This is a genomic window from Anoxybacillus amylolyticus (assembly GCF_001634285.1).
Classification (GTDB): Bacteria; Bacillota; Bacilli; order Bacillales; family Anoxybacillaceae; genus Anoxybacteroides; species Anoxybacteroides amylolyticum.
Window position 1 is genome coordinate 695,748 of sequence record NZ_CP015438.1, and the last position, 23,734, is coordinate 719,481.

Below are 23,734 nucleotides of genomic sequence, written 5' to 3' on the forward strand. Positions count from 1 at the left end.
GTGAAAAAATTTTTAGTAGAGGTTTTGCTGTCATTTGTCACGTTTGCCCTTTCCCTCTCATTACTTAGCACTTTTTCTTTCTTTGTTGCCATTTTTCCAATTGTAGTACTAGCTGTTCCGTTTATATGTGCAGTAACAGAAGCGTTTGTTTCTTTTTTTGATAAAAAATGGGGATTGAAATGGGATTGGGCGGTTGTTTTGGGGATCGCAACGATTACGTCGTTTCCTTTTTATCCTTCTTTTGTTTTTGTAGCCTCGATTTATATGGGGGCACTGGGATATTATGCAGGGAGAAGACTATGTGCTCGATTACATTAGAGGCAATGTAGGTGTGTTCGGGATTATTTAATCCATTTTTGCAAGTGATGTTATGTTTGATAGAGAGAATGATAAATGAAAGAAGTATATGAATCGAATTTCATAGAGAGGGAAATGCCCTCTCTATGAAAACAACCGATTTCTCATTTTGAAAAGTTCTCGCTCCGTCATTGTTGTTTTATGAACGGTGAAATCAAGGTCAAGTTGGAGATTGTTAAGACGCTCGTTGAGTTGTTCATAGTGGGAGTCAATTTTTTCGTTTAGTGCGTGGATTTCTTGCTTCATTGCTGTCATTTCACCGCGCATATGATGCACGTCCATCGTTAAAGCTTCAAGCTTTGCGTCTGTTTCTTCTTGGCGATGGAGTAGAGCATTGACTAGATCGTAAAGCTCTTTTTGTCCATTTTTTAATGCTTCCTGTTCTTCTCGAATCGCTTTTTGTTCTTCGCGAATGTCCTGCAATTCTTTTTGGATGTCTGTGACGACGTGTAAAATTTTCTCCAACAATTGCTCGCTCATCTTCTCACCTCCTTTGCACACAACCATATTATAACATCATTCGACAAAAAAAGGGGGATAAAAAATCCCCCTACACCTCTACATCGATAAATTGAAACGATGAGACGTCAAATAAGCCTTGGTCAGTCAATTTGAGTTCTGGAATGACTGGCAACGCTAAAAAAGCGAGCGTAATAAACGGATTAAATTCGTCCGATGCTCCGAGTGTGGACAAGGCATGGTGAATACTTTGTAAACGTTGCAACACGTCTTCGTAATTTTTCACCGTCATAAGCCCTCCGATTTCAAGGGACAAATCCGCTAAAACGTCGCCGTTTTTCACAACGACAAGCCCGCCGTTCATTTTTCTCACGTGTTCAATGGCAACAATAATGTCGTTATCGTTCGTTCCGGTAGCGATGATGTTATGTGAGTCATGCGCAATCGATGACGCAATGGCCCCTTTTTTCAACTGAAAGCCGTTGACGATGCCAACACCGACTCCAAGCCCACGGTGACGTTCGACGACAACAAGTTTTAGTAAATCTTGCTCGATCGACGGTTGAAAGACGCCGTTTTCGACATGCACTTCTGTAATGAGCCGTTTCGTATGCAAATGATTTGGAATAATTTGAATGACATTTGCTTGATTTCCGCGTGTGAACGGAATTTGCACATTTTCTTTTGTTATCTTTTTTGTATGAACCGACTGTATAATCGTTTTGTCGATCGAAGTGGCTTTTGTGACAGAACATGTAACGCGTCCGTTTTCCGCAACGAGCGCTCCCTTTTTGAAGACGTGCGTAATGGAAAACGAATGCAAATCTTCCACAAGCAAAAAGTCCGCATCATATCCAGGGGCGATCGCGCCTTTCGTATATAGGCGATAACATTCTGCGGCGTTTAATGTCGCCATTTGAATCGCTGTTATCGGCTCTATACCAGCTTGAATCGCGAGGCGAATATGATGATCGACGCTTCCTTCGGTGACAAGTTCGTCAATATGCTTATCGTCTGTGCAAAATAAAAAGCGACGTGCGTTATACGTATGGACTGCCGGGAGTAGTTTGTGCAAATCTTTTGCAACGGACCCTTCCCGAATTAAAACGTACATGCCACGTTGAACGCGAGCTAGCGCTTCGTCTACTGTGACACACTCGTGATCGGTATGAACATTGGCGCTTCGGTACACGTTAACGGCTGTTTCATCAAGACCAGCTAAATGTCCGTCGATTAGTTTATTTGCTTCCATCGCAGCGATTAGTTTAGCGAGCATATGTTGTTTTCCTTCCAAAAGCGACGGGTAGTCCATCACTTCCGCAAGCCCAAGCACGCGCGGATGCGAAAAAAACGGTGCTAACTGTTCGGCATGAAGCGTCGCACCAGCATGTTCAAAAGCAGTTGCAGGCACGCACGATGGCAACATGACATATACATCGAGCGGAGTGTGCTCAGAATCATTAAGCATGAACTCGATTCCTCTCGTTCCAGCAACGTTTGCAATTTCGTGCGGATCGGTAATGACGGTTGTGACGCCGTGCGGAACGACAACGCGAGCAAATTCGCTCGGTGTAACCATCGATGATTCAATGTGGACGTGTCCGTCAATTAGCCCAGGGCAAACGTATTTCCCTTTGGCGTCAATGACGGTATGACCGTCATATGCACCGATACCGACGATTTTTCCATCTGCAATCGCGATATCTGCCTGCATAATTTCGTGTGTAAAGACGTTGACAATTTTTCCGTTTTTGACGACAACATCGGCTAGTTGCCGTTTGGAAGCTACGGCAAGCTGCTTCATCGTGTGCTCCTCCTCTTGTTGACAACTCGGCACGAGGAGAATTTCCTCGTAGTCAAACGATTTACGGTCGTTTGGTAGAAACTTTCGAACCATATTCCCGAAATTATACGAGTTGTTAGTGAACGAAATTTTTTTTATTGTATGCCTATATGAGCGTTTCGTCAAACATTTTTCAACTCGTTCATGGCAAATGTTGCTTCATTCAACGAAAGTTTGGTATCATCATAGTATTGCAAAGGTCGACAATATCGGAGGTGAAAGGAATGTCAAGAATTTCAATCGAGCAAGTGAAACACGTGGCGCATTTAGCGCGATTAGCGATCACGGAAGAAGAGGCAGAAATGTTCACGAAACAACTAGATGCGATTATTACGTTTGCGGAGCAATTAAACGAACTAGACACCGAAAACGTTCCGCCAACGTCGCACGTATTAAACATGAAAAATGTCATGCGCGACGATGTGCCAACAGCGGGGCTTCCGCTAGAAGAAGTGTTGAAAAACGCACCAGATCAACAAGACGGCCAGTTCCGCGTACCAGCGATTTTAGAATAAGGGGGGAAAACGATGTCACTGTTTGATTATAAACTATCGGAATTACACGGGATGTTACATAAAAAGGAAATCTGCGTATCCGATTTAGTGGACGAATCATTTAAACGGATCGCGGAAGTAGACGAGAAAGTACAAGCGTTTTTAACGTTAAACGAAGAGCAAGCGCGCGTGAAAGCGAAAGAATTAGATGAAAAGTTAGCGACTGAAACCGAATTCGGCTTGTTGTTTGGCATGCCGATCGGCATTAAAGACAATATTGTTACGAAAGGGTTGCGCACGACATGCGCAAGCAAAATTCTTTATAATTTTGACCCGATTTATGATGCGACGGTGATGCAACGTTTGCATGAAGCAGACGCCATTACGATCGGAAAATTAAACATGGACGAATTTGCGATGGGGTCTTCGACAGAAAACTCCGGCTTCCAATTAACGCGCAACCCGTGGGATTTAGAGCGCGTTCCGGGCGGTTCAAGCGGCGGTTCGGCAGCGGCAGTCGCGGCAGGAGAAGTGCCATTTGCGCTCGGTTCGGATACGGGCGGCTCGATTCGTCAACCAGCTGCGTTTTGCGGTGTCGTTGGCTTAAAACCGACGTATGGCCGTGTATCGCGCTATGGGCTTGTCGCATTTGCCTCCTCGCTTGACCAAATCGGCCCAATTACACGGACGGTAGAAGATAACGCATATGTACTACAAGTCATTTCCGGTTTAGATCCGATGGATTCTACATCCGCGAATGTTGACGTACCAGACTACGTTTCTGCCTTAACAGGCGACATTCAAGGGCTAAAAATTGCCGTTCCGAAAGAATATTTAGGCGAAGGGGTATCTGAAGAAGTGCGCCAATCGGTGCTTGATGCCCTAAAAGTATTAGAAAGCTTAGGCGCAACATGGGAAGAAGTATCGCTCCCTCATTCGAAATACGCGCTTGCGACGTATTATTTATTAGCGTCTTCAGAAGCATCGGCAAACCTTGCTCGCTTTGACGGTGTTCGCTATGGCTATCGGACAGATAATGCGAAAAACTTGATTGACATGTATAAACAAACGCGCAGCGAAGGATTCGGCAACGAAGTGAAGCGCCGTATTATGCTCGGGACGTTCGTGCTAAGCTCCGGCTATTATGACGCATATTACAAAAAAGCGCAAAAAGTGCGGACGCTCATTAAACAAGATTTTGAGAACGTCTTTGAAAAATATGATGTGATTATCGGACCGACGACGCCGACGCCAGCGTTTAAAATCGGCGAAAAAACGAGCGATCCATTAACGATGTACGCGAACGACATTTTAACGATTCCAGTCAACCTTGCGGGTGTTCCAGGCATCTCAGTGCCGTGCGGATTTGTCAACGGTTTGCCAGTCGGTCTGCAAATTATCGGCAAACATTTCGATGAAAGTACGGTTTACCGCGTCGCACACGCGTTTGAACAAGCGACAAACTATCATAAACAAAAACCGACATTGTAAGGGGGGAGATCACGATGAATTTTGAAATCGTCATCGGACTTGAAGTTCACGTTGAGCTGAAAACAAAATCGAAAATTTTCTCAAGCAGCCCAAACGCATTCGGAGCGCCCCCAAACACACAAACGAGCGTCATTGACTTAGGGTATCCAGGCGTTCTTCCGGTGTTAAACAAACAAGCGGTTGAATATGCGATGAAAGCGGCGATGGCATTAAACTGCGAAATCGCGACGGAAACGAAATTTGACCGGAAAAACTACTTTTATCCGGACAATCCCAAAGCGTATCAAATTTCACAATACGACCAACCGATTGGACAAAACGGCTGGATTGAAATTGAAGTGAACGGCAAAAAGAAAAAAATTGGCATTACGCGCATTCATTTAGAAGAAGATGCAGGAAAACTGACGCATACAGGGGACGGCTATTCGTTAGTCGACTTTAACCGTCAAGGCACGCCACTGATTGAAATTGTATCGGAACCGGACATTCGCTCGCCAGAAGAAGCGTATGCGTATTTAGAAAAATTAAAGTCGATCATTCAATATACAGGCGTATCGGATTGCAAAATGGAAGAAGGCTCGCTTCGTTGTGACGCAAACATTTCCCTTCGTCCAATTGGTTCAGACAAATTCGGCACAAAAACGGAGTTGAAAAACTTAAACTCGTTTAACTTCGTTCGCCAAGGACTTGAGTACGAAGCGAAACGCCAAGAGAAAATTTTGTTGTCTGGCGGCGTCATCCAACAAGAAACACGCCGTTTCGATGAAGCGACAAAAACGACGATTTTAATGCGCACAAAAGAAGGTTCAGAAGACTATCGCTACTTCCCAGAGCCGGATTTAGTCATGCTCTATATCGATGAGGAATGGAAAGAACGCGTTCGCGCTTCCCTCCCAGAGCTTCCAGATGCGCGGCAAAAACGATACGTAGAAGAGCTCGGGTTGCCGGAGTATGATGCGAAAGTACTAACGCTCACAAAAGAAATGGCGGACTTTTTCGAAGCAACGGTTGCGAACGGCGCCGATCCAAAATTGGCTTCCAACTGGTTGATGGTTGAAGTGTCCGGTTACTTAAATGCGGAACAAAAAGAATTGCACGACATCGCGTTAACACCGGAAAGCTTAGCTGGTATGATTAAACTCATTCAAAACGGCACGATTTCATCGAAAATCGCGAAAAAAATCTTTAAAGAGTTGGTCGAAAAAGGCGGCGATCCGGAACAAATCGTCAAAGATCAAGGGCTTGTGCAAATTTCTGACGAAGCAACGTTGCGCAACATTGTGCTCGAAGTGCTCGATGCGAATCCGCAATCGGTCGAAGACTTCAAAAACGGAAAAGACCGTGCGATCGGCTTCTTAGTCGGCCAAATTATGAAAGCGACAAAAGGACAAGCAAACCCACCGCTTGTGAATAAGCTATTGCTTGAGGAAATAAATAAGCGATAATAAACAACCCCTCGCGGCACTTGCTCGCGGGGGTTTTTAAAATCACATAAACACTTTCTGTAACTCAATGGAACAGTTGGGAAATATATAAGGGTGAATAGTTTCATCTTTGTAATGCATACGAATTTGACGAAAATGCCCATCTTGCAAAGCATATATTTCAACTGTTTCATGAATCGGATCGACAATCCAGTACTCTTTAACACCAGCCCGTTCGTAGCTATGAAATTTTGTAATGCGGTCATGCTTGGCGGTAGATGGGGAGAGAATTTCTACGATTAAATCTGGCGCTCCATAAATTCGTTCATCACCGATTTTTTGTTTGTCACAAACAATGATTAAATCGGGAATATACCAATCTTTAATGTCATGAAGGGGAGTATCTTTTGTTGCGAATAGGCATACATCGATTGGTGCAACAAATACTTCACACGAGGAATGCTGTAAAAAGTCGAAAAACAGTGCTGACAAAGCGGTAACAATACGTTGGTGTCTTGGCGTAGGTGAAGGAGTCATAAATAAGATACCATCAATTCCTTCATATCGTTTTTCCTCATGCAAGTTTGCGTAATCCGCATATGTCCACGGACGTTTTTCATTTGGCAACGACATACTGTTTCCCTCCTTGTGTTTTCATTGTATCGTATTTTTTTAAAGAAAAAAAGGCGGCACGAGTGCCACTAGGTCGTTCACCATTTCTTGCCGAAGAACAGCAACAAGAACTAAGACAAGTTGTGTTAACCACCACGCCCGTTGATGTCGGTTGGGGCAATTCTTCATCATGGAACACACGGATATTGCAATCCTACATTCAACAAACATATGGCGTTTCGATGTCACGTGAAGGCATTCGCAAGTTGTTGCATCGTCTTCGTTTATCATGGACACGTCCGACTTACAAGCTGGTGAAAGGTGACCCAGAGCGTCAAGCTGCTTTTCAAAAGGAGCTCGAATTTATAAAAAAAACTAATCACCGAGAACGTCACCATGTTTTATGTGGACGAGACACATGTTCGTGCCTATCAAGCGCTTCGTACGACATGGGCAGAAGTAGGCACCAAAAACAGGTGCCAAGCTACGGTCACCACGCTCACGTTTCGATTTTCGGTGCAGCCGACGTCCAACAAGGCGATGTCGTGTTTCAGCATCATCAGTCAATGCTGAGACGTTCCTAGACTTTTTGCACCTGTTGAAAGGGAAATATTCGGATCGTTTTATCGTGCTTGTGTTGGACAATGGGCGTATTCATCATGCCAACATGGTGCAAGCATTTCTCGATGGTGAAGAAGGCAGCGCCTCTCACTTTAATTTTCTGCCACCGTATTCCCCACATTTGAATCCAATTGAACGGTTGTGGAAGTGGTTGAAAGATGAAGTCATCGCCAACGTCTTGCATAAAGATCAAAACGACATTGCTCAGTCTATTACTCGGTTTGAACAATACGTCTTACAGCACGCAGATGAAGTGTTACGCCGCGTTGGGTGTGCTGTTGTAAATCAGAGGTTAGGATGTCAATTTAGATGTATACAGAAAGATTTTTGAAAAAAAGTTGACTTTTTTTTTAATATTCTTGAATTAACATAAATTACTTATTGTTCTTTTTATGTAATACACTGTATATGAGTGAATTTACCAACTTAAATTTACCTCCAAGCAAAAAAGAAGAGTGGATGATCTAGAAACTAAAGAATTTGTTGGAAAATTCACCAATCTTCATTATGGGGGCTTTCATCCGAATCGCCGTACGACACTCAGCTATTTTTTCACGAAAAGCCCTTGGGATGAAGAAACGTTGCTTCGTAAGCTCCAGCAGTGAATGCTTCGTCGTGTCGAACGAAGCGCGAAACGAGAGAATTAACCCATTTTTGTTTCGATTGATGATACGATTTACCAAAAAACAAAGCCCTCGTCACTGGCAACACATGCGGTTCAAGGGCGTGATTGGCATTATTCTCACGCGAATAAAAAGTCTGTCTGGGGACATTCTCTCGTTTGGCTAATGACTCAAGCGTTTCCTTTTGCCTCTCATTTCTATGACAAGACGGCTGGGAAAAGCAAAGAAAAATTTGCGACCGAGATGCTTTCTTCTTTGGGTGTGCCCCGTCCTATTAATGTGCTGACGGACTCTTGATATCCATCGCAAACGTTCGTGGAAGCTTGTCTGAAAAAAGGGATTCCGAGTGATCGCGATACTCAAGAAGAATCGGCTTCTTTATCCAAAAGGCATTGCCGTTTAGGAGAAGGAGTTTGCCCACTACATCGAACCGAAAGACACTCACCCCATTAAAGTGATATGTCGCTACCAACATTCGCTCAAAGGACTCGATGACGCTATCGGCTTGGAAAGCCGATGAATCGATAACACCCACTCTTCATTGCATCTTGAGCACGAAACCTAAAGAAGGTGTATATTTGTTTGAAATTGGAATATTTGATCAATTACATTGTTAGAATAGCAAATCTGGAATATGAACGATCGGGGTTAATTACCTCAGCAATGGTTTTGACAGAAGAGGACATTAGAAGAGAGTTACATAAATGGATCGTCTATTTTGGAGGGTCAGAAGCAGTGGGATGTGTACGATTATCTTTGAACGAGTGTGATTTTAGTGTTGCATATCTTTCTGTATTACCAGAGTTTAGACGACAGGGAATCGGCACAAAACTGTATCAAATAGCAGAACAAAAAGCAATTGAACAAGGCGGATGCGTCGGCTGGGTAATGCTTCGCAAGGATCTGGAAGTTAACCAGAAGTTTTTTGAAAAGATGGGATATAAGTTTCACAGTGTAGCGGATCCTCAAGGAATATATTTATATTATAAGAAAGCGGTGAAGACTTAATGGACTTGAAGAATTATTGGGACTTGCAACCTGACGAAAGTAAAAAATGGCAAGAAAATAGATATAAACGATTTGGGTTTGTATGGGGGGATGAGCCAGGACCTACAGCGAAAATGGCTGCACGGTTGTTTGCGGAAAAAGGATGTAAAAATATATTGGTTGCTGGATGTGGATATGGAAGAGAATGCGTTTATTTTCACGAAAAAGGTTTCAAGGTGACGGGCATCGACCTTTCCGAGGAAGGGATAAAGTTAGCGAAACATTGGAGCCAAGAAAAAAAATTAGATATCGACTTCTATGTAGACAGTGTTTTGGATATGAAACATCCGAATGATGGGTACGATGCAGTTTTTTCGCATAAGGTTTTTCATCAGTTTCGTTACGAAGACCGGAAAAAAAGTAAGCGTCAAACTCTTCCCACCTAGTTTTGCCCCTACATCCGTGCCATAATTTCTTTAGAAATCTTAATTAAAGGAGTTTTGGTATGGACAAAAACGAATGAAGACGTGAATGGGAACAGCGTATTGCTGATTACAGGGCGAGTGGTCTCACCCAAGCAAAATGGTGTGAAAGGAATAGGTTAAAGGTTCACCAGCTGAAGTACTGGCTCAAACGGCTCGAAGGTTCCAACGCTACACCAAATCCCTCTACAAAATGGGCATCCGTTGTGATGGCAGATCCATCGATCCATGAAGAGGATTCCATCCAAGTAAAAATCGGCGAATGTTCGATCGAGGTGAAGCAAGGGTTTAACCCTTCGCTTTTTGCCGATGTGGTGAAGGTGTTGAAAACGTTATGTTAAATGCGGCCACGGTGACCCATGTGTACCTCGCCCGAGGGAGTACAGATTTGCGAAAATCCATCGACGGGTTGGCAGCCATCGTCCAAGAAGCATTCCAGCTTGATCCCTTTTCTTCTACCCTTTTTGTGTTCTGCAATCGTGGACGGGATAAATTGAAAATTCTTCATTGGGATCATAACGGATTTTGGCTATATTATCGCCGACTGGAACGTGGAACGTTTGATTGGCCTTCGGAGCACAGCTCGGAACCTTTACAAATTAGTCCACGCCAATTACGCTGGCTGCTCGATGGACTATCATTGAACCAGAAACAAGCCCATTCGGCAGTAACCGCAAAGAAAGTTATTTAAATAATAAAAATTCAGGGAATTCCGCTGTTTTATTGTATAATGAGAGTATGAAAAAAACAGCGAAATTCCCTCATTCCAATCTTACAACTGAAGATCTCCTCCAACGCTTGGAAATGCTAGAAAAGCAAAATGCAGAATTACAGGCGAAACTAAAAAAGCAACAGGAGTTGGAAGCGAAAGTAAAATGGTATGAAGAACAGCTTCGCCTTCTGCAGCACAAACGCTTTGGCGTTTCAAGTGAAAAAATCCATCCTGGTCAATTGGAACTATTCAACGAGGTAGAAAACGAATCGAACCTTGAGTTGCCGGAACCTACGTTGGAGTCCATTCGTTATCAGCGCCGTCGGAAAACACGCGGTCACCGCGAAGCGATGCTGGAAAACCTGCCGGTCGAAACGGTCGAATACCGTTTATCCGATGAAGAGCAGGTCTGTTCGTGTTGCGGTGGAACGCTACATGAAATGAGTACGGAAGTACGCCAAGAACTTGTCTATATTCCTGCGGAATTAAAAGTAGTGAAACACGTGCAATATGTCTATTCTTGTCGCCATTGTGAGCACCATGAGATCGAAACACCTATTCAAACAGCGCCTAGACCGAAATCCGTCATTCCGGGCAGTCTTGCCTCTCCTTCTATTTTGGCACATATTATGACGCAAAAATATGTAGAGGGACTCCCGTTATATCGCCAAGAAAAACAGTTTCAACGAATGGGCATGCCTCTTTCTCGACAAACCTTTGCCAATTGGATGGTAAAAGGAGCGGAACGATGGCTGAGTGTGCTGTATCATCGGATGCACGAACATCTTCTGGAGCTGGATATTATTCATGCCGATGAAACCACCCTTCAGGTTCTTCAGGAACCTGGAAGACCGGCTACTTCTACCTCCTATTTATGGCAGTATCAGACAGGAATAGAAGGGCCGCCTATCATCCTTTATGATTATCAGGAAACGAGAGCAGGGGAAAACCCAAAGAATTTCCTGAACGGTTTTCAAGGCTATTTGCAGGTGGATGGATACGCAGGATACCATCAAGTGCCAAACGTAACCTTGGTTGGTTGTTGGGCTCATGCGCGTAGAGGATTTACAGACGCCCTAAAATCCATGCCTGCCAATAGCGTGGCACCAGTGACCGCAACGGAAGGTCTGAATTTCTGTAATCAGCTGTTTGCGGTGGAACGTAAATTAAAAAAATTAGATCCTAAAGATCGGTATGAAGAACGTCTAAAGCAAAGCAAGCCTATCTTAGACGCTTTTTTGTCATGGCTGCAAAAGCAAAAACAGCACGTGTTGCCAAAGAGCGCATTAGGAAAAGCCGTTGCGTATTGTCTGAACCAATGGGATAAATTAGTGGCCTTTTTAGAGGATGGGCGACTGGAGATCGATAATAATCGCAGCGAACGCTCGATCAAATCGGTGGTCATCGGAAGGAAAAATTGGCTTTTCGCTAATACACCACAAGGTGCACGGGCAAGTGCCATCATCTACAGCATAGTGGAGACAGCGAAAGCGAATCAATTACATCCATATTATTACCTTCGCTATCTTTTTGAGAAGCTTCCCAATATGGATTTGTCAGACAAGAACGCATTGGATCAAATGCTTCCTTGGTCAACCACACTCCCTGTTTCATGTATTGCTTTTCAGCAGCTAACTAAATAATACCTCAAGCCCCGGCCTTCAAAAAGGTGGGGGCTATTTGACGTTTACGAAAAAAATGATCAAAGAGTGTCATCAAGTTCTAAAAGATAATGGAATTTTGTTTTTGTCGGACTTGTCGGTACATGATGCTGAATTTGGTATCGGAGTGGAAATTGAAAAGAACATGTTCGAACGACCGCATCGACCCTACCGTCCGGTGTATTTCCTCTCTAAGGATCATTTGGATGAGTTTGATGTGTTTGATATTGAAGAAGTTAAACCTTTCTCCTATCTGGAGTCTCATCCGGGAGAATCAACTGAGCATGAACATCATCTTCTTATTATAGTGGGAAGGAAAACCATATGAAAGAGCGTTTTTTCATTGGGTTGGACGAAGAATTAACACGGTTGTTGATTATCCAAAATTAGGAATACCTCTCCCGTAAATTCGAGCATACTTGATCGGAGCCTGCCATAGTCCGATGCTCCTTCCTGTTTGATGTATTGCCTTTCATTAACTAAATAATACTTTAAGCCCCGACCCTCAAAAAGGTGGGGGCTATTTGACATTTACTTTTTCTCACAGATGAACAAGCTTTTGCAAGGTGCTTTCTACTTTAAATACACGATTGTTTAATACTTGAATGCTCGATTCGTGGTCGGTGAGGGCAGGGAGTACTTTCTCTTCTAGTATGTTGGTTAAGTGGGTGATGTTTCCTTGCATTTTGTGGACATCGAGTGCGAGTGCGTCGTATTTTGCGGCGAGCACCTCTTGACCGTGACGAACCGCTTCACAAATCGCTTTCGTTTCGAGTGTTCGTTCGTCAAGCAGCTGTACTTTTTCGTCGAGCGCTTGCACTTTTTCGTCGAGCGTTTGCACTTTTTCGTCGAGCGCTTGCACTTTTCTGTCGAGTGCTTGGACTTTCCCATCGAGTGCTTGGACTTTCCCATCGAGTGCTTGGACTTTCCCATCGAGTGCTTGGACTTGTTGACGTAAAGAAGACACTTCTTTTTCAAGAGTTTCTACCTTTTGCTCGACTGCTTCTACTCGTTTTTCCAGCGATTCGACTTTTTCTCGTGTTGCTTTTACTTCATGGAGAATTTCGTATAGCAACTGTTCTACCATTCCTTTCACCTCCTTTTCGCTTCCATTTTACACGAATCGACAGCGGATGGCTAGCGGACATTTTCATTTTTTAGTCAAGCCGCTTGAGGAGCACATTTTCCCAACGACGTTTTAGTAGAGAACGAATAGCGAATCGATTACAATGATAGTAGATGAATGATAGAAGGGGAGCGAAAGATGGATACGTCATGGCTAAAGCCGATTACGGAGGCGAAATATTTAGTAGTTGACAACGCCTACCGGTACCGCGCGATTTTGCGCTATTTTTACACGCAGCACGAGCGAATGCGCCAATATTTGTTCCCAGAAGAAGTGTACGCCTTTTTAAAACAGTACGATGAATTTCGTGATTATACGGAAGAAGAGTTGCAACAAGACTTAGAGCAGCTCGTCAAATGGAAAAACTTAATCGCTAGACAAGAAACAGGCCATATTCGGACGATTGAGGAATTTAAAAAGAAGCGATTTCGCTACCAGTGTAGCCCGTATACGGTCGAAATCGAACGAATGATTCGCACGCTTGAGCAGCTAGGAGATACGTTTGGCGGCTCGCTCGAAAAAACGAGGTTTGACCGCCTGTATGCATCGCTTGTCCGAATGGAATCGATTATTCACGGTGGATTTGTCGAAAAACGTGATGAAATAAATCAAGTGTGGGAAGAAACGTTCGATTATTTTAAAAAAATCATTCAAAACTCTGCAGACTACATTGCGTATTTAAACGGAGAAAACATGGAAGAACGGATGATGTCCGATTCGTTTCTCGTGTATAAAGAACAATTTACCGCCTATTTGCGCGACTTTATCGTCGCATTACAAAAAACATCGATGCAAATCAAGGGAATACGTTGCACCAAATTATTAAAGAAGTGTTGGATTACCGGAAATGGTTTTCGTTTACCCTTTATTACCAAAAAACGAATGAACCGAAGCGGGAGTTGACGAACCAACGTTTCTATCAATTTAGCGGCGGGGAGAAAGCGATGGCGATGTATATTCCGTTGTTTGCGGCGACGTACTCACGCTATCAAGAAGCGGCAGAAGATGCGCCGTACATTATTTCGCTCGATGAAGCGTTCGCCGGCGTCGATGAGAATAATATTCGCAATATGTTCGGTTTAGTCGAGCAGCTAGGGTTTAATTACATCATGAACTCGCAAGCGCTTTGGGGCGATTATGACACCGTCCCGTCACTCTCCATTTGCGAACTCGTTCGTCCGAAAAACGCGTCGTTCGTGACGGTCATTCGCTATGATTGGAACGGAAAAATAAAGCAGCTTGTCACTGAAGGAAGAAAGGGTGAGCTCATTGAACCGATTAGATGAAGCGGTGCAATTTTTTCGCGGTGAACGTCCGTTTCACCGCCTTTTTTGCGAAATGAAAAAGAAATACGAGTCGCTTGGTCGCATTGGCGGGACGATTTCCGTTTCGTATTTTTCGGCGGAAGAAACGGAAGCGATTGCGTCGTTTTTTGGCAAGGAAATGAACCGCGTATCGCTTGCGGCGTTTGAACAACAGCTTGCGAATACACGGTTTGGTGATGTTTCGCTAATCGAACTATTAGAGCATTATTTTGGCGAGCCGCTTGTGACGAAAAAAGAGCAACAACAAGAAATAGAGCGGGAAAAAGAAGCATACTTTGCGCGGCTAATGAATACGTATCGAGCACAGCGCGATTGGCTGATGGCGGTAGAGAAGCAACGGTTTGTGCAATTAGCGTACCAACAAAACCGCCAAGCGTTAGAGTCGGCAATTTCTTCCGTTTGTCGTGCGCTTGAACAGCTCCCGTCCGCATACGTTCGCCTTCCAGTGTTTGCGCAACAAATGGCGAACGATCCACATGCGTTTGATTTGCATACGCTTGCAGGGAAGTTATTGCTTTCAGCGTTGCAATTTTACGCGGAAAAAGAATATGACCTTTCATCGGTTGAAGAGGTGAACGAACTATTGCAATCGTATCACCTTTTGCGGGAAGATGTGTTGAACTTTGTGACATGTGCTGGTGTGATGGCAGAAACAGAAAAGGGACGCCACCTTGTTTTTGCTGCTGCATGCGAAACGAATACGGCGCTGAATGTGCCGCTAAGGGAAGTGATGCCATTGGCGCGGGCGTATCCGTCCATTGGCAACTCTGTCTTTGTCGTCGAAAATGCGGGCGTGTTTTCGACGCTCTTGGATACGAACGTACCGCTCATTAGCACAAACGGTCAGCTAAATTTAGCGACGATGTGGTTGCTTGATTTGCTTGTCAAAGAAGGAAAGACTCTTTATTATTCGGGTGATTTTGACCCGGAAGGATTAAAAATGGCTCAGCGTCTTGTCGATCGGTACGGTTCATCTGTTCGGCTTTGGCATTATCACCGTTCCGATTACTTGGCGACAAAACCAACCGTTTCGCTATCAGATGAACGGTTGGCGAAATTACAATCGGTTACGCTTCGTGACCTGCAGCCGCTAAAACAAGAAATGTTGCGGCTGAAAAAGGCAGGATATCAAGAAGCGCTTGTGGAAGCGTTGAGGATGGAGGTGGAGGGGGGTTAAAGGATCTATTTTTCGAATAATGTATTGACAGACGGGAAGAAAGGGAATAAGATAAAGGTATCAAATGTTTAAACTTTTAAACAAAAGAAAGGAAGAGAAGAATGGGACAAAAAGCGATCGAGGTGTTTCGATCGTGTATACCATTATTTCAAGCGTTAAGCGATCCTCATCGACAAGATATTGTATTGCTGCTTGCGGAACACGATAAGCTAACAGTCAATGAAATTACGGAACGGTCAAGTTTATCGCGTCCAGCGATTTCCCACCATTTAAAAATTTTGCGCGACCAAGGATTAGTGTCGGTAGAACAAAAAGGGACATTGCGATACTATGTATTATCTATCGAAAAAGCTGTTGAATTATTGAAAGATTTAATTCATGCTGTCGAGAATGAGTGCCTTTAGATATGCTAAAGGCCAATTTTTTCAATTTATATGTTTAAGTTTTTAAACGTTTAGAAAAAGGAGATGTAGGAAATGAAAAAGAACGTATTAATTACAGGGGCATCAAGTGGAATTGGCTATGAATTTGCCGCACGATTTGCGAAGGAAGGGTATAACATTATTGCAGTAGCGCGAAACAAGCAGAAATTAGATGAACTGAAACGTCAGCTAGAAAAAACATACGGAATAACCGTATGGATATATGCTAAAGATTTATCGAATCAAAACGAAGTTCATGATTTGTATGAAACATTAAAAAATGAACAGCTGGACGTTCATATCCTAGTCAATAACGCAGGATTTGGGTTGTACGGAGAATTTGTGGAGACTGAGTTACAAGAAGAATTAAATATGATTGACTTAAATATAAAAACGCTCACTCATTTGACGAAGTGTGTCGTCTTAGATATGGTAAAAAGAAACGAAGGGAAAATTTTAAACGTAGCATCAACCGCTGCTTTCCAACCAGGTCCATTCATGGCTGTATATTATGCGACGAAAGCGTATGTGTTATCTTTTTCAGAAGCGCTAAGTAACGAGTTGCGACACACGAATGTAACTGTGAGCGCGTTATGCCCAGGACCAACGGCGACAGGATTTGCCGATCGGGCGAACTTACAACAATCAAAATTGTTTAAAAGCGGTGTGATGGATGTCAAACAAGTGGTGGAGGCTGGTTACAGAGGAGTAATGAACAATAAAACCGTCATTATTCCGGGGCTGGCGAATAAACTCCTCGCATTTAGTGTTCGCTTTATGCCACGTAAATTCGTTACGAATATTGTCAGAAAGGTTCAAGATCGGGTGCGATGAGGAGGAAACAGAATGAACGAATTGCTTGAAAAACAAAAGCGTTATTTTCAAACAGGTGAAACGCTTTCTCTTGAGTTTCGCTTAAAGCAATTAATACGATTAAAAGAAACAATACAAAAATACGAACAGAGGATTACTGATACGTTAAAAAAGGAGTTGCATAAATCGCCATTTGAAGCATATACGACAGAAATCGGGATCGTGTATGAAGAAATAAATTTTATTATGAAGCGGCTTGCTCGTTGGATGCAGCCAAAGCGCGTGCCGACGCCATTGACCCATTTCGGCTCGACAAGCTACGTATATCCTGAGCCATACGGAGTAAGCCTTATTATTGCGCCGTGGAACTACCCGTTTCAGCTTGCAGTTAGTCCGCTTATCGGCGCGATTGCGGCAGGAAATGGTGCGGTAGTGAAACCGTCGGAATATACACCAGCGATGTCAGCGCTGTTGAAAACCATCGTTTCCGAAGCGTTTTCGGAAGAGTATGTCACCGTCGTTGAAGGAGGGGTTGATGTAAGCCAAGAGTTACTTGGCTTGCGCTTTGACCATATTTTTTTCACCGGGAGCGTATCGGTCGGGAAAATCGTCATGGCGGCTGCTGCGAAACACCTTACTCCTGTCACATTAGAACTCGGTGGAAAAAGCCCAGCGATTGTCGATCAGTCTGCTCATCTTGAATTAGCCGCGAAACGAATCGTTTGGGGCAAGTTTTTAAACGCTGGACAAACGTGCATTGCCCCTGATTACGTGCTTGTGCATAAAGCGGTAAAGCAGCCGCTGATGGAAAAAATGAAACGTTATTTGGATGAACTGTACGGCGATCGTGATGCATACGGCCGCATCGTGAGCGAACGGCATGCGGAACGACTCGTTCGTTTTTTAGAAAATGGTACGATTATACACGGTGGAAGCCATGACATCCAACAGCGGTGGATCGAGCCGACGCTATTAGATGATGTGACGTGGAACGATGACGTGATGCAAGAGGAAATTTTCGGCCCGCTTTTGCCGATTCTCACGTTTGCAACGATCGAGGAAGCGATTCGCACGGTACAAGATCACGAAAAACCGCTCGCCCTTTATTTGTTTGCGGAAGATGAGCGCGTCCAGCAACAAGTGCTGGCACAAGTGAGCTTTGGCGGCGGCTGCATCAATGACACGATCATGCACATCGCCAACCCACACTTGCCGTTTGGCGGCGTCGGACAAAGCGGAATCGGCGCTTATCACGGCAAAGCAAGTTTTGATGCCTTCTCCCACTACAAAAGCGTCTTAAAACAAACGACAAAATTCGATATCCCACTCCGCTACCCAAACTTCCCGAATGCGCTGAAGTGGGTAAGGAAGTTGATGGGGTGAGGGGGGATTGCTGTTATTTGAAATGGGTTTTTAGGAGTAGCGTTTCGTTTAATTTTCAAATCGTGAATTTTTTCACAACCGTCGTCGACCTCCAATCTTGCAAAAATCCTAGAGGATCGACGACAGTTTATTTTTTGCGGATTTTTCAACTGTATCAATGCATATACACTATTGACTGAATTTTAAAACATGTGTACAATGGTAGTGTATAACTTTTCCATGTGTTGATCTATCAACACTTTTTTGGGTTTGTATCGTACCTATGAGGAATTGAAACCATTTGTATCAAAATCGTTTACTTTGTACTGAATGGCGTTTGTATCGTACCTATGAGGAATTGAAACAGCCACATATAATCATTTACAAGATGCTCTTTTGCGGTTTGTATCGTACCTATGAGGAATTGAAACCCATATCTCATGCCTACAACTTTCACTTTTTCCATATGTTTGTATCGTACCTATGAGGAATTGAAACTCCGCTTCTAATATTCTCACTCCTAATATGCATTCGTTTGTATCGTACCTATGAGGAATTGAAACAAATCAAGCACACTGTGATAGATGATTTCAGACGAATGTTTGTATCGTACCTATGAGGAATTGAAACTCTATTTCATAAATAGTTGAAATATTTTCTTTTACAAGTTTGTATCGTACCTATGAGGAATTGAAACGGCTTGGAATACGGTCCTAAAATTATGTCCCATGCGTTTGTATCGTACCTATGAGGAATTGAAACCGTGATACGTGTTGCCGTCATCTTGTCGTACCCAAGTTTGTATCGTACCTATGAGGAATTGAAACCTATAAAGGGGTTGTTTGACGCATGGAGGGAATGAGTTTGTATCGTACCTATGAGGAATTGAAACTCCTTTGATTGCGGAGATGGTTTTGGTTGAGGTTTTGTTTGTATCGTACCTATGAGGAATTGAAACATTCGGCGCGGATTTCTTCCATAGAAGCCTCTAGTTTGGTTTGTATCGTACCTATGAGGAATTGAAACCGGAAAAACGGTAAGAGGGTTCGCGGTAGATTGGTATGGGTTTGTATCGTACCTATGAGGAATTGAAACATTTTCTTAGAGAAGCTCCTTTTCGAGCTCTTCTTTTGTTTGTATCGTACCTATGAGGAATTGAAACTGAGGGCAAGAAAACGGACAAGCTAATTGGTCAAAAATGTTTGTATCGTACCTATGAGGAATTGAAACATTCCATTGTTGCCACCCCACCATTTTTCCTTTTTTTAGTTTGTATCGTACCTATGAGGAATTGAAACTTGGAGTATTACTTTGTCATATTGTTTTGCCTCATTGTTTGTATCGTACCTATGAGGAATTGAAACTCGTCATAATTCGACGAACGCAAGACTAGTAAAAGTTTGTATCGTACCTATGAGGAATTGAAACGCGGAATGGATTAGCACACAAGAAAAAATCTACGCCGTTTGTATCGTACCTATGAGGAATTGAAACAATGTCAAGCGCTTGGATGTATTGATACGTAAGCGGTTTGTATCGTACCTATGAGGAATTGAAACACGGATTTTCAGTCAACGGTGAAACCGGACGTTCAAGTTTGTATCGTACCTATGAGGAATTGAAACAGCATTTTTCTAATATATCTTTTGTCTCATTATTACGTTTGTATCGTACCTATGAGGAATTGAAACGCTATTTCTACGGCCTTCTTATACGTAATGAACCTCATGCCTGTTTGTATCGTACCTATGAGGAATTGAAACATAAATTCTGCACCGATAGAAGCAAAAGGTTGTCTGTGTTTGTATCGTACCTATGAGAAACTGAAACCTATATCACAGTAACACCGTCAGTGGAGGTATGACGTTTAAATCTTATTTAACTAGGAATTGAGATAGGCGTGGTATTGAGGATAAGATTTTTTAGAAATCCCATTGCACTCCCTCCCGCTGCATGTTCTAATAGAAATGATTAGGGAAATTTCGATTTTGTTTACATATTGCATACAACGGAGGGCTGGGAGTGAAACAAGATGCAATCATCCGCTTCGAGGGTGTGACGAAGCAGTATGATGGGCTTGTGGTGTTGGATGATGTGAGTTTTGAAATGGAGAAAGGGAAGTTTTATACGTTGCTTGGGCCGTCAGGGTGCGGGAAGACGACGATTTTGCGCCTGATTGCGGGATTTACCGAGCCGACGGAAGGGACGATTTATTTTCATGGGCAGCCGGTCAACCACGTTCCGGCAAATAAACGCCAAGTGAATACGGTGTTTCAAGACTATGCGCTCTTTCCGCATTTGGACGTATTCGAAAACGTCGCGTTTGGCTTGCGAGTAAAAAAAATGAAAGAAACCGATATTCGCGAAAAAGTAGCGGAGGCGCTTCAGTTTGTCAACTTGAAAGGATATGAAAACAGGAGAATTCAAGAAATGTCCGGCGGGCAGCGGCAGCGGGTAGCGATTGCGCGCGCGATTGTGAACGAGCCGGAAGTGCTGCTTCTTGATGAACCGCTCTCGGCGCTTGATTTAAAGTTGCGAACGGAAATGCAGTATGAGTTGCGGGAGTTGCAGCGCCGGCTTGGCATTACGTTTATTTTTGTCACCCATGACCAAGAAGAAGCGCTGGCGATGTCTGATCAAATTTTTATCTTACATAAAGGAAAAATCCAGCAAAGCGGTACGCCGAAAGATATCTACGACGAGCCGGTCAACCGGTTTGTCGCCGATTTTATCGGAGAGTCGAACATTTTGCCGGGGCGGATGGTTCAAGATTTTCTCGTCGAGTTTGCCGGGAAGCGGTTTGAGTGCGTCGATGGCGGCTTTCAACCAAATGAGCAAGTCGATGTCGTTATTCGCCCGGAAGATTTAGAAATCACTGCACCGGAGCGTGGCAAATTGCGCGTGCAAGTAGATTCGCAGCTGTTCCGCGGAGTGCATTATGAAATTTGTGGCTATGATGAAAACGGCAACGAATGGCTCGTCCACTCGACGAAAAAGGCGGAAGTCGGCGAAGAAATCGGGCTTTATTTTGAAGCGGAAGCGATTCACGTCATGCGTGTAAAGGATGATGGCGATGAAAAGTAGCGTGCGCAACGTCTATTTATTTCCATACATTTTGTGGATCGCTTTATGTGTTGTCGCACCGATTGCGTTGATTGTATATGATTCATTTTTCGACATTGAAGGGCATTGGACGCTTGAAAACTATGAGAAATTTTTTACGCCGATTTATTTAAAAATGGCGCTTAGTTCGTTTTGGTACGCGTTTTTAATTACGATCTTTTCGCTTATCATCGCCTACCCAACGGCGTATTTGTTGACGAAAACAAAGCATAAGCAGTTATGGCTATTGATGATTATTTTGCCAACTTGGGTGAATTTGTTGTTAAAGGTGTATGCATTTTTAGGGATTTTCGGCATGTTCGGGTTGGCAAATGCGATTTTAGAAACGGTCGGCATCGGCACAAAGCAAATTTTATTTACCGATTTTAGCTTTGTATTTGTGTCGGTCTATATTTTTATTCCGTTTATGGTGCTTCCGATTTTTAATGCGCTCGAAGAGATGAATCCGTCGCTTGTCGATGCGGCGCGCGACTTGGGCGCTTCGGGGTGGACGACATTTCGCCGCGTCGTGTTTCCACTCACGCTTGATGGCGTAAAAGCAGGGTGTCAGGCCGTCTTTATTCCTGCGCTTTCGCTCTTTATGATTACCCGCTTAATTGCCGGCAACCGCGTCATTACGCTCGGTACGGCCATCGAAGAGCATTTCCTTGTCACCCAAGACTGGGGGATGGGGGCGACAATTGCCGTATTTTTAATTATGATCATGGCATTGGTCGTTATTGTGACAGGGAATCGGAGGTGATCGGCATGCGGCGGATGAAATGGGGAAATGTGTATTTAATTTTTGTCTTTATCATCTTGTACACGCCGATTTTTTATTTGCTGTTTTATTCGTTCAACAGCGGCGGGACGATGCACCATTTTAAGGGCTTTACACTGGAATGGTATCGAGAAGTGTTTCACGATACACGCTTATTGCTGATCGTATTAAATACGCTTATCGTCGCACTATTTTCGTCGCTTATTTCGACCGTTTTCGGCGTCATTGGTGCACTAGCGATTTATTACGTGAAAAGTTGGCGCGTAAAACAAGCGCTATTGACGTTGAATAACGTCCTCATTGTAAGCCCAGACGTCATTATTGGGGCATCGTTCTTAATTTTGTTTACGCTCGCTGGCATTCAGCTTGGGTTTGTGTCAGTGCTATTGTCACACATCGCTTTTAGTGTGCCGATCGTTGTGTTGATGGTGTTGCCGAAGCTGCAAGAAATGAGCCCGACGTGGGTGGATGCGGCGCGTGATTTAGGAGCGAATGAGTGGCATATTTTAACGAGAGTCGTCTTGCCGTTTATTACCCCAGGCATTTTCGCGGGGTTTTTTATGGCATTGACGTATTCTTTAGATGATTTTGCGGTAACGTTTTTTGTGACTGGAAACGGATTTTCGACGTTGTCTGTCGAAATTTATTCGCGGGCGCGGCAAGGTATTTCTTTATCGATTAACGCGCTGTCAACGTTGTTATTTTTACTGACGGTCGTTCTTGTCGCCGGCTACTATTGGATTAGCCGAAAAGGCAGTCGTTTGTATGGGATGTGGAAAAAATGAGAAAGCTCGTGCAATCATTTATCGCGGTATTGGTAGTGGCGTTTTTGCTTTTATACGTGTCTAACCGCCTAAATGAAGCAGAAGGCGATGCTGGGGATCATACGTTAGTTGTCTACAATTGGGGGGACTACATTGACCCTAAACTAATTACGATGTTTGAAAAACAAACGGGGTTAAAAGTCATTTATCAAACGTTCGATTCGAACGAGGCGATGATGGCGAAAATCGCGCAAGGTGGAACGACGTTTGACGTTGCTGTTCCGTCAGAATACGCCATCAGCAAAATGAAAGAAGAAGGGCTGCTTCTCCCTTTAGATCATGCGAAGCTGCCCAACTTAAAGTACATTGATCCGCGTTTTTTAAACTTATCGTTTGATCCCGATAACCGTTATTCCGTTCCGTATTTTTGGGGAACGGTTGGAATTGTGTATAACCGCGACATGCTTGGCGGTAAAAAAATAACGAGCTGGAACGATCTTTGGGACAAAACATTGCGCAATCAAATTTTGCTTGTCGATGGTGCGCGCGAAGTGATGGGCATGGCGTTAAACAGCCTTCATTATTCGTTAAATGATACGAATAAGGCGCATTTAGAGGAAGCGAAGCGGAAATTGGACGCCCTTACGCCGAATGTGAAAGCGATTGTCGGTGATGAGATTAAAATGTTAATTGCGAACGAAGAGGCGGCGGTCGGTGTCGTTTGGTCGGGAGATGCGGCGGAAATGATTGCGGAAAACGACAAGCTTGATTACGTCGTGCCGAAAGAAGGCTCCAACTTGTGGTTTGACAATATGGTCATTCCAAAAACGGCAAAAAATATTGAAGGGGCGCACCAATTTATTAACTTCATGCTCGATCCAAAACATGCGGCGCAAAACGCCGAGTACGTCGGCTATGCAACGCCAAATGCAAAAGCCATGAAATATTTGCCGAAAGAAATGATTGAAGACAAACGGTTTTATCCCGACTTTAACAAAATTGGGCATTTGGAAGTGTATAAAAACTTAGGGAAGCGAATGTTAGCGTATTATAACGAACTATTTTTGCAGTTTAAAATGCACCGAAAATAACAGCC

The 23,734-nt window shown here is 43.6% G+C and carries 24 protein-coding genes, 3 pseudogenes, 1 CRISPR repeat array and 1 riboswitch; of the genes and pseudogenes, 23 read left to right on the top strand and 4 right to left on the bottom strand.

Translation table 11 applies throughout. From position 1 onward, the window contains the following. On the top strand, positions 1-318 hold the full coding sequence (locus tag GFC30_RS03505; RefSeq protein WP_066322931.1) for a hypothetical protein: 318 nt from the start codon (positions 1-3) through the stop codon (positions 316-318). Between the two features lie 123 nt (positions 319-441). Here GFC30_RS03505 and GFC30_RS03510 read toward each other — a convergent pair whose 3' ends face one another. Further along, positions 442-864 carry a coiled-coil domain-containing protein gene (locus GFC30_RS03510; protein WP_066322932.1) on the bottom strand — a complete coding sequence of 141 codons (423 nt, stop codon included), beginning with the start codon at positions 862-864 and terminating at the stop codon, positions 442-444. 43 nt (positions 865-907) lie between these two features. Continuing rightward, on the bottom strand, positions 908-2,620 hold the full coding sequence (gene ade / locus GFC30_RS03515) for an adenine deaminase (RefSeq protein ID WP_066322933.1): 1,713 nt from the start codon (positions 2,618-2,620) through the stop codon (positions 908-910). A 29-nt stretch (positions 2,621-2,649) separates the two neighbouring features. Further along, a riboswitch (purine riboswitch) is annotated at positions 2,650-2,751 on the bottom strand. Positions 2,752-2,883: 132 nt separating this feature from the next. Between ade and gatC the strand changes: the two genes are divergently transcribed. Genes gatC through gatB form a run of 3 tightly spaced genes read left to right on the top strand, consistent with a single transcriptional unit; the run spans position 2,884 to position 6,089 of the window. Beyond that, positions 2,884-3,174: an Asp-tRNA(Asn)/Glu-tRNA(Gln) amidotransferase subunit GatC gene (gene gatC, locus GFC30_RS03520; protein WP_066322934.1), complete on the top strand. Its 291-nt coding sequence runs from the start codon at positions 2,884-2,886 to the stop codon at positions 3,172-3,174. 12 nt (positions 3,175-3,186) lie between these two features. Next, entirely contained in the window at positions 3,187-4,644 is a 1,458-nt protein-coding gene (gatA, locus tag GFC30_RS03525; protein WP_066322935.1) for an Asp-tRNA(Asn)/Glu-tRNA(Gln) amidotransferase subunit GatA, read from the top strand. A gap of 14 nt (positions 4,645-4,658) precedes the next feature. Beyond that, positions 4,659-6,089 (top strand): Asp-tRNA(Asn)/Glu-tRNA(Gln) amidotransferase subunit GatB, encoded by a 1,431-nt coding sequence (gene gatB, locus GFC30_RS03530; protein WP_066322936.1) that lies wholly within the window; start codon positions 4,659-4,661, stop codon positions 6,087-6,089. Positions 6,090-6,131: 42 nt separating this feature from the next. Here the strand turns inward: gatB and GFC30_RS03535 are convergent, their stop codons facing one another. Then, a complete protein-coding gene (locus GFC30_RS03535; protein ID WP_066322937.1) occupies positions 6,132-6,701 on the bottom strand; it encodes a Uma2 family endonuclease in 570 nt (189 codons plus the stop codon). 62 nt (positions 6,702-6,763) lie between these two features. Here GFC30_RS03535 and GFC30_RS17850 point away from each other — a divergent pair, with 62 nt between their 5' ends. The 9 genes and pseudogenes from GFC30_RS17850 to GFC30_RS03580 all read left to right on the top strand — a co-directional run bounded on the left by GFC30_RS17850 (position 6,764) and on the right by GFC30_RS03580 (position 12,094). Next, a complete protein-coding gene (locus GFC30_RS17850; protein ID WP_238583538.1) occupies positions 6,764-7,264 on the top strand; it encodes a winged helix-turn-helix domain-containing protein in 501 nt (166 codons plus the stop codon). Between the two features lie 14 nt (positions 7,265-7,278). Next, the gene (locus GFC30_RS17410; RefSeq protein WP_238583556.1) at positions 7,279-7,632 is read left to right on the top strand and encodes a transposase; all 354 of its coding nucleotides are present in this window, start codon (positions 7,279-7,281) and stop codon (positions 7,630-7,632) included. Between the two features lie 124 nt (positions 7,633-7,756). Next, positions 7,757-8,490, top strand: a pseudogene (locus tag GFC30_RS16360) (IS701 family transposase); the annotation flags it as partial. 16 nt (positions 8,491-8,506) lie between these two features. Beyond that, positions 8,507-8,932, top strand: a complete 426-nt coding sequence (locus GFC30_RS03555; protein WP_066322940.1) for a GNAT family N-acetyltransferase — start codon at positions 8,507-8,509, stop codon at positions 8,930-8,932. Beyond that, complete coding sequence (locus GFC30_RS03560; protein ID WP_066322941.1) at positions 8,932-9,357, top strand: class I SAM-dependent methyltransferase; 426 nt, start codon at positions 8,932-8,934, stop codon at positions 9,355-9,357. Before GFC30_RS03555 ends, GFC30_RS03560 begins: the two co-directional genes overlap by 1 nt. Positions 9,358-9,455: 98 nt before the next feature. Then, positions 9,456-9,734 carry an IS66 family insertion sequence element accessory protein TnpA gene (gene tnpA / locus GFC30_RS17755; RefSeq protein ID WP_238583557.1) on the top strand — a complete coding sequence of 93 codons (279 nt, stop codon included), beginning with the start codon at positions 9,456-9,458 and terminating at the stop codon, positions 9,732-9,734. Continuing rightward, positions 9,728-10,084: an IS66 family insertion sequence element accessory protein TnpB gene (gene tnpB / locus GFC30_RS03570; protein WP_066322942.1), complete on the top strand. Its 357-nt coding sequence runs from the start codon at positions 9,728-9,730 to the stop codon at positions 10,082-10,084. The genes tnpA and tnpB overlap by 7 nt, the downstream gene beginning before the upstream one ends. Before the next feature lie 113 nt (positions 10,085-10,197). Continuing rightward, positions 10,198-11,748, top strand: a complete 1,551-nt coding sequence (gene tnpC, locus GFC30_RS03575; protein WP_148660354.1) for an IS66 family transposase — start codon at positions 10,198-10,200, stop codon at positions 11,746-11,748. Between the two features lie 37 nt (positions 11,749-11,785). Then, on the top strand, positions 11,786-12,094 hold the full coding sequence (locus tag GFC30_RS03580; protein ID WP_066322944.1) for a hypothetical protein: 309 nt from the start codon (positions 11,786-11,788) through the stop codon (positions 12,092-12,094). Positions 12,095-12,307: 213 nt separating this feature from the next. Here the strand turns inward: GFC30_RS03580 and GFC30_RS03585 are convergent, their stop codons facing one another. Further along, positions 12,308-12,853 carry a BLOC-1 subunit 2 family protein gene (locus tag GFC30_RS03585; protein ID WP_066322945.1) on the bottom strand — a complete coding sequence of 182 codons (546 nt, stop codon included), beginning with the start codon at positions 12,851-12,853 and terminating at the stop codon, positions 12,308-12,310. Positions 12,854-13,030: 177 nt separating this feature from the next. On the opposite strand from GFC30_RS03585, the pseudogene GFC30_RS03590 reads away from it, so the two are divergent. The 10 genes and pseudogenes from GFC30_RS03590 to GFC30_RS03635 form a co-directional block, all read left to right on the top strand. Then, a pseudogene (locus tag GFC30_RS03590) lies at positions 13,031-13,693 on the top strand (TIGR02677 family protein); the annotation flags it as partial. Continuing rightward, positions 13,681-14,178 (top strand): annotated as a pseudogene (locus GFC30_RS03595) (SbcC/MukB-like Walker B domain-containing protein); the annotation flags it as partial. The pseudogenes GFC30_RS03590 and GFC30_RS03595, both read left to right, overlap by 13 nt. Next, positions 14,162-15,394 carry a TIGR02679 family protein gene (locus GFC30_RS03600; RefSeq protein ID WP_066322947.1) on the top strand — a complete coding sequence of 411 codons (1,233 nt, stop codon included), beginning with the start codon at positions 14,162-14,164 and terminating at the stop codon, positions 15,392-15,394. The pseudogene GFC30_RS03595 and the gene GFC30_RS03600, both read left to right, overlap by 17 nt. A 101-nt stretch (positions 15,395-15,495) precedes the next feature. Further along, positions 15,496-15,798 (top strand): ArsR/SmtB family transcription factor, encoded by a 303-nt coding sequence (locus tag GFC30_RS03605; RefSeq protein ID WP_066322948.1) that lies wholly within the window; start codon positions 15,496-15,498, stop codon positions 15,796-15,798. Positions 15,799-15,870: 72 nt separating this feature from the next. Further along, positions 15,871-16,650 carry an SDR family NAD(P)-dependent oxidoreductase gene (locus GFC30_RS03610; RefSeq protein WP_066322949.1) on the top strand — a complete coding sequence of 260 codons (780 nt, stop codon included), beginning with the start codon at positions 15,871-15,873 and terminating at the stop codon, positions 16,648-16,650. 12 nt (positions 16,651-16,662) lie between these two features. Further along, a complete protein-coding gene (locus GFC30_RS03615) occupies positions 16,663-18,012 on the top strand; it encodes an aldehyde dehydrogenase (RefSeq protein WP_066322950.1) in 1,350 nt (449 codons plus the stop codon). Positions 18,013-18,259: 247 nt separating this feature from the next. Continuing rightward, positions 18,260-19,821: a CRISPR direct-repeat array (repeat unit 30 nt; unit sequence GTTTGTATCGTACCTATGAGGAATTGAAAC). A gap of 192 nt (positions 19,822-20,013) precedes the next feature. After that, on the top strand, positions 20,014-21,075 hold the full coding sequence (locus tag GFC30_RS03620; RefSeq protein WP_066322951.1) for an ABC transporter ATP-binding protein: 1,062 nt from the start codon (positions 20,014-20,016) through the stop codon (positions 21,073-21,075). Next, a complete protein-coding gene (locus GFC30_RS03625; RefSeq protein ID WP_066322952.1) occupies positions 21,065-21,856 on the top strand; it encodes an ABC transporter permease in 792 nt (263 codons plus the stop codon). The genes GFC30_RS03620 and GFC30_RS03625 overlap by 11 nt, the downstream gene beginning before the upstream one ends. Before the next feature lie 5 nt (positions 21,857-21,861). Next, entirely contained in the window at positions 21,862-22,659 is a 798-nt protein-coding gene (locus tag GFC30_RS03630; RefSeq protein ID WP_066322953.1) for an ABC transporter permease, read from the top strand. After that, positions 22,656-23,729, top strand: a complete 1,074-nt coding sequence (locus tag GFC30_RS03635) for an ABC transporter substrate-binding protein (RefSeq protein ID WP_066322954.1) — start codon at positions 22,656-22,658, stop codon at positions 23,727-23,729. Before GFC30_RS03630 ends, GFC30_RS03635 begins: the two co-directional genes overlap by 4 nt. Positions 23,730-23,734 lie beyond the last annotated feature (5 nt).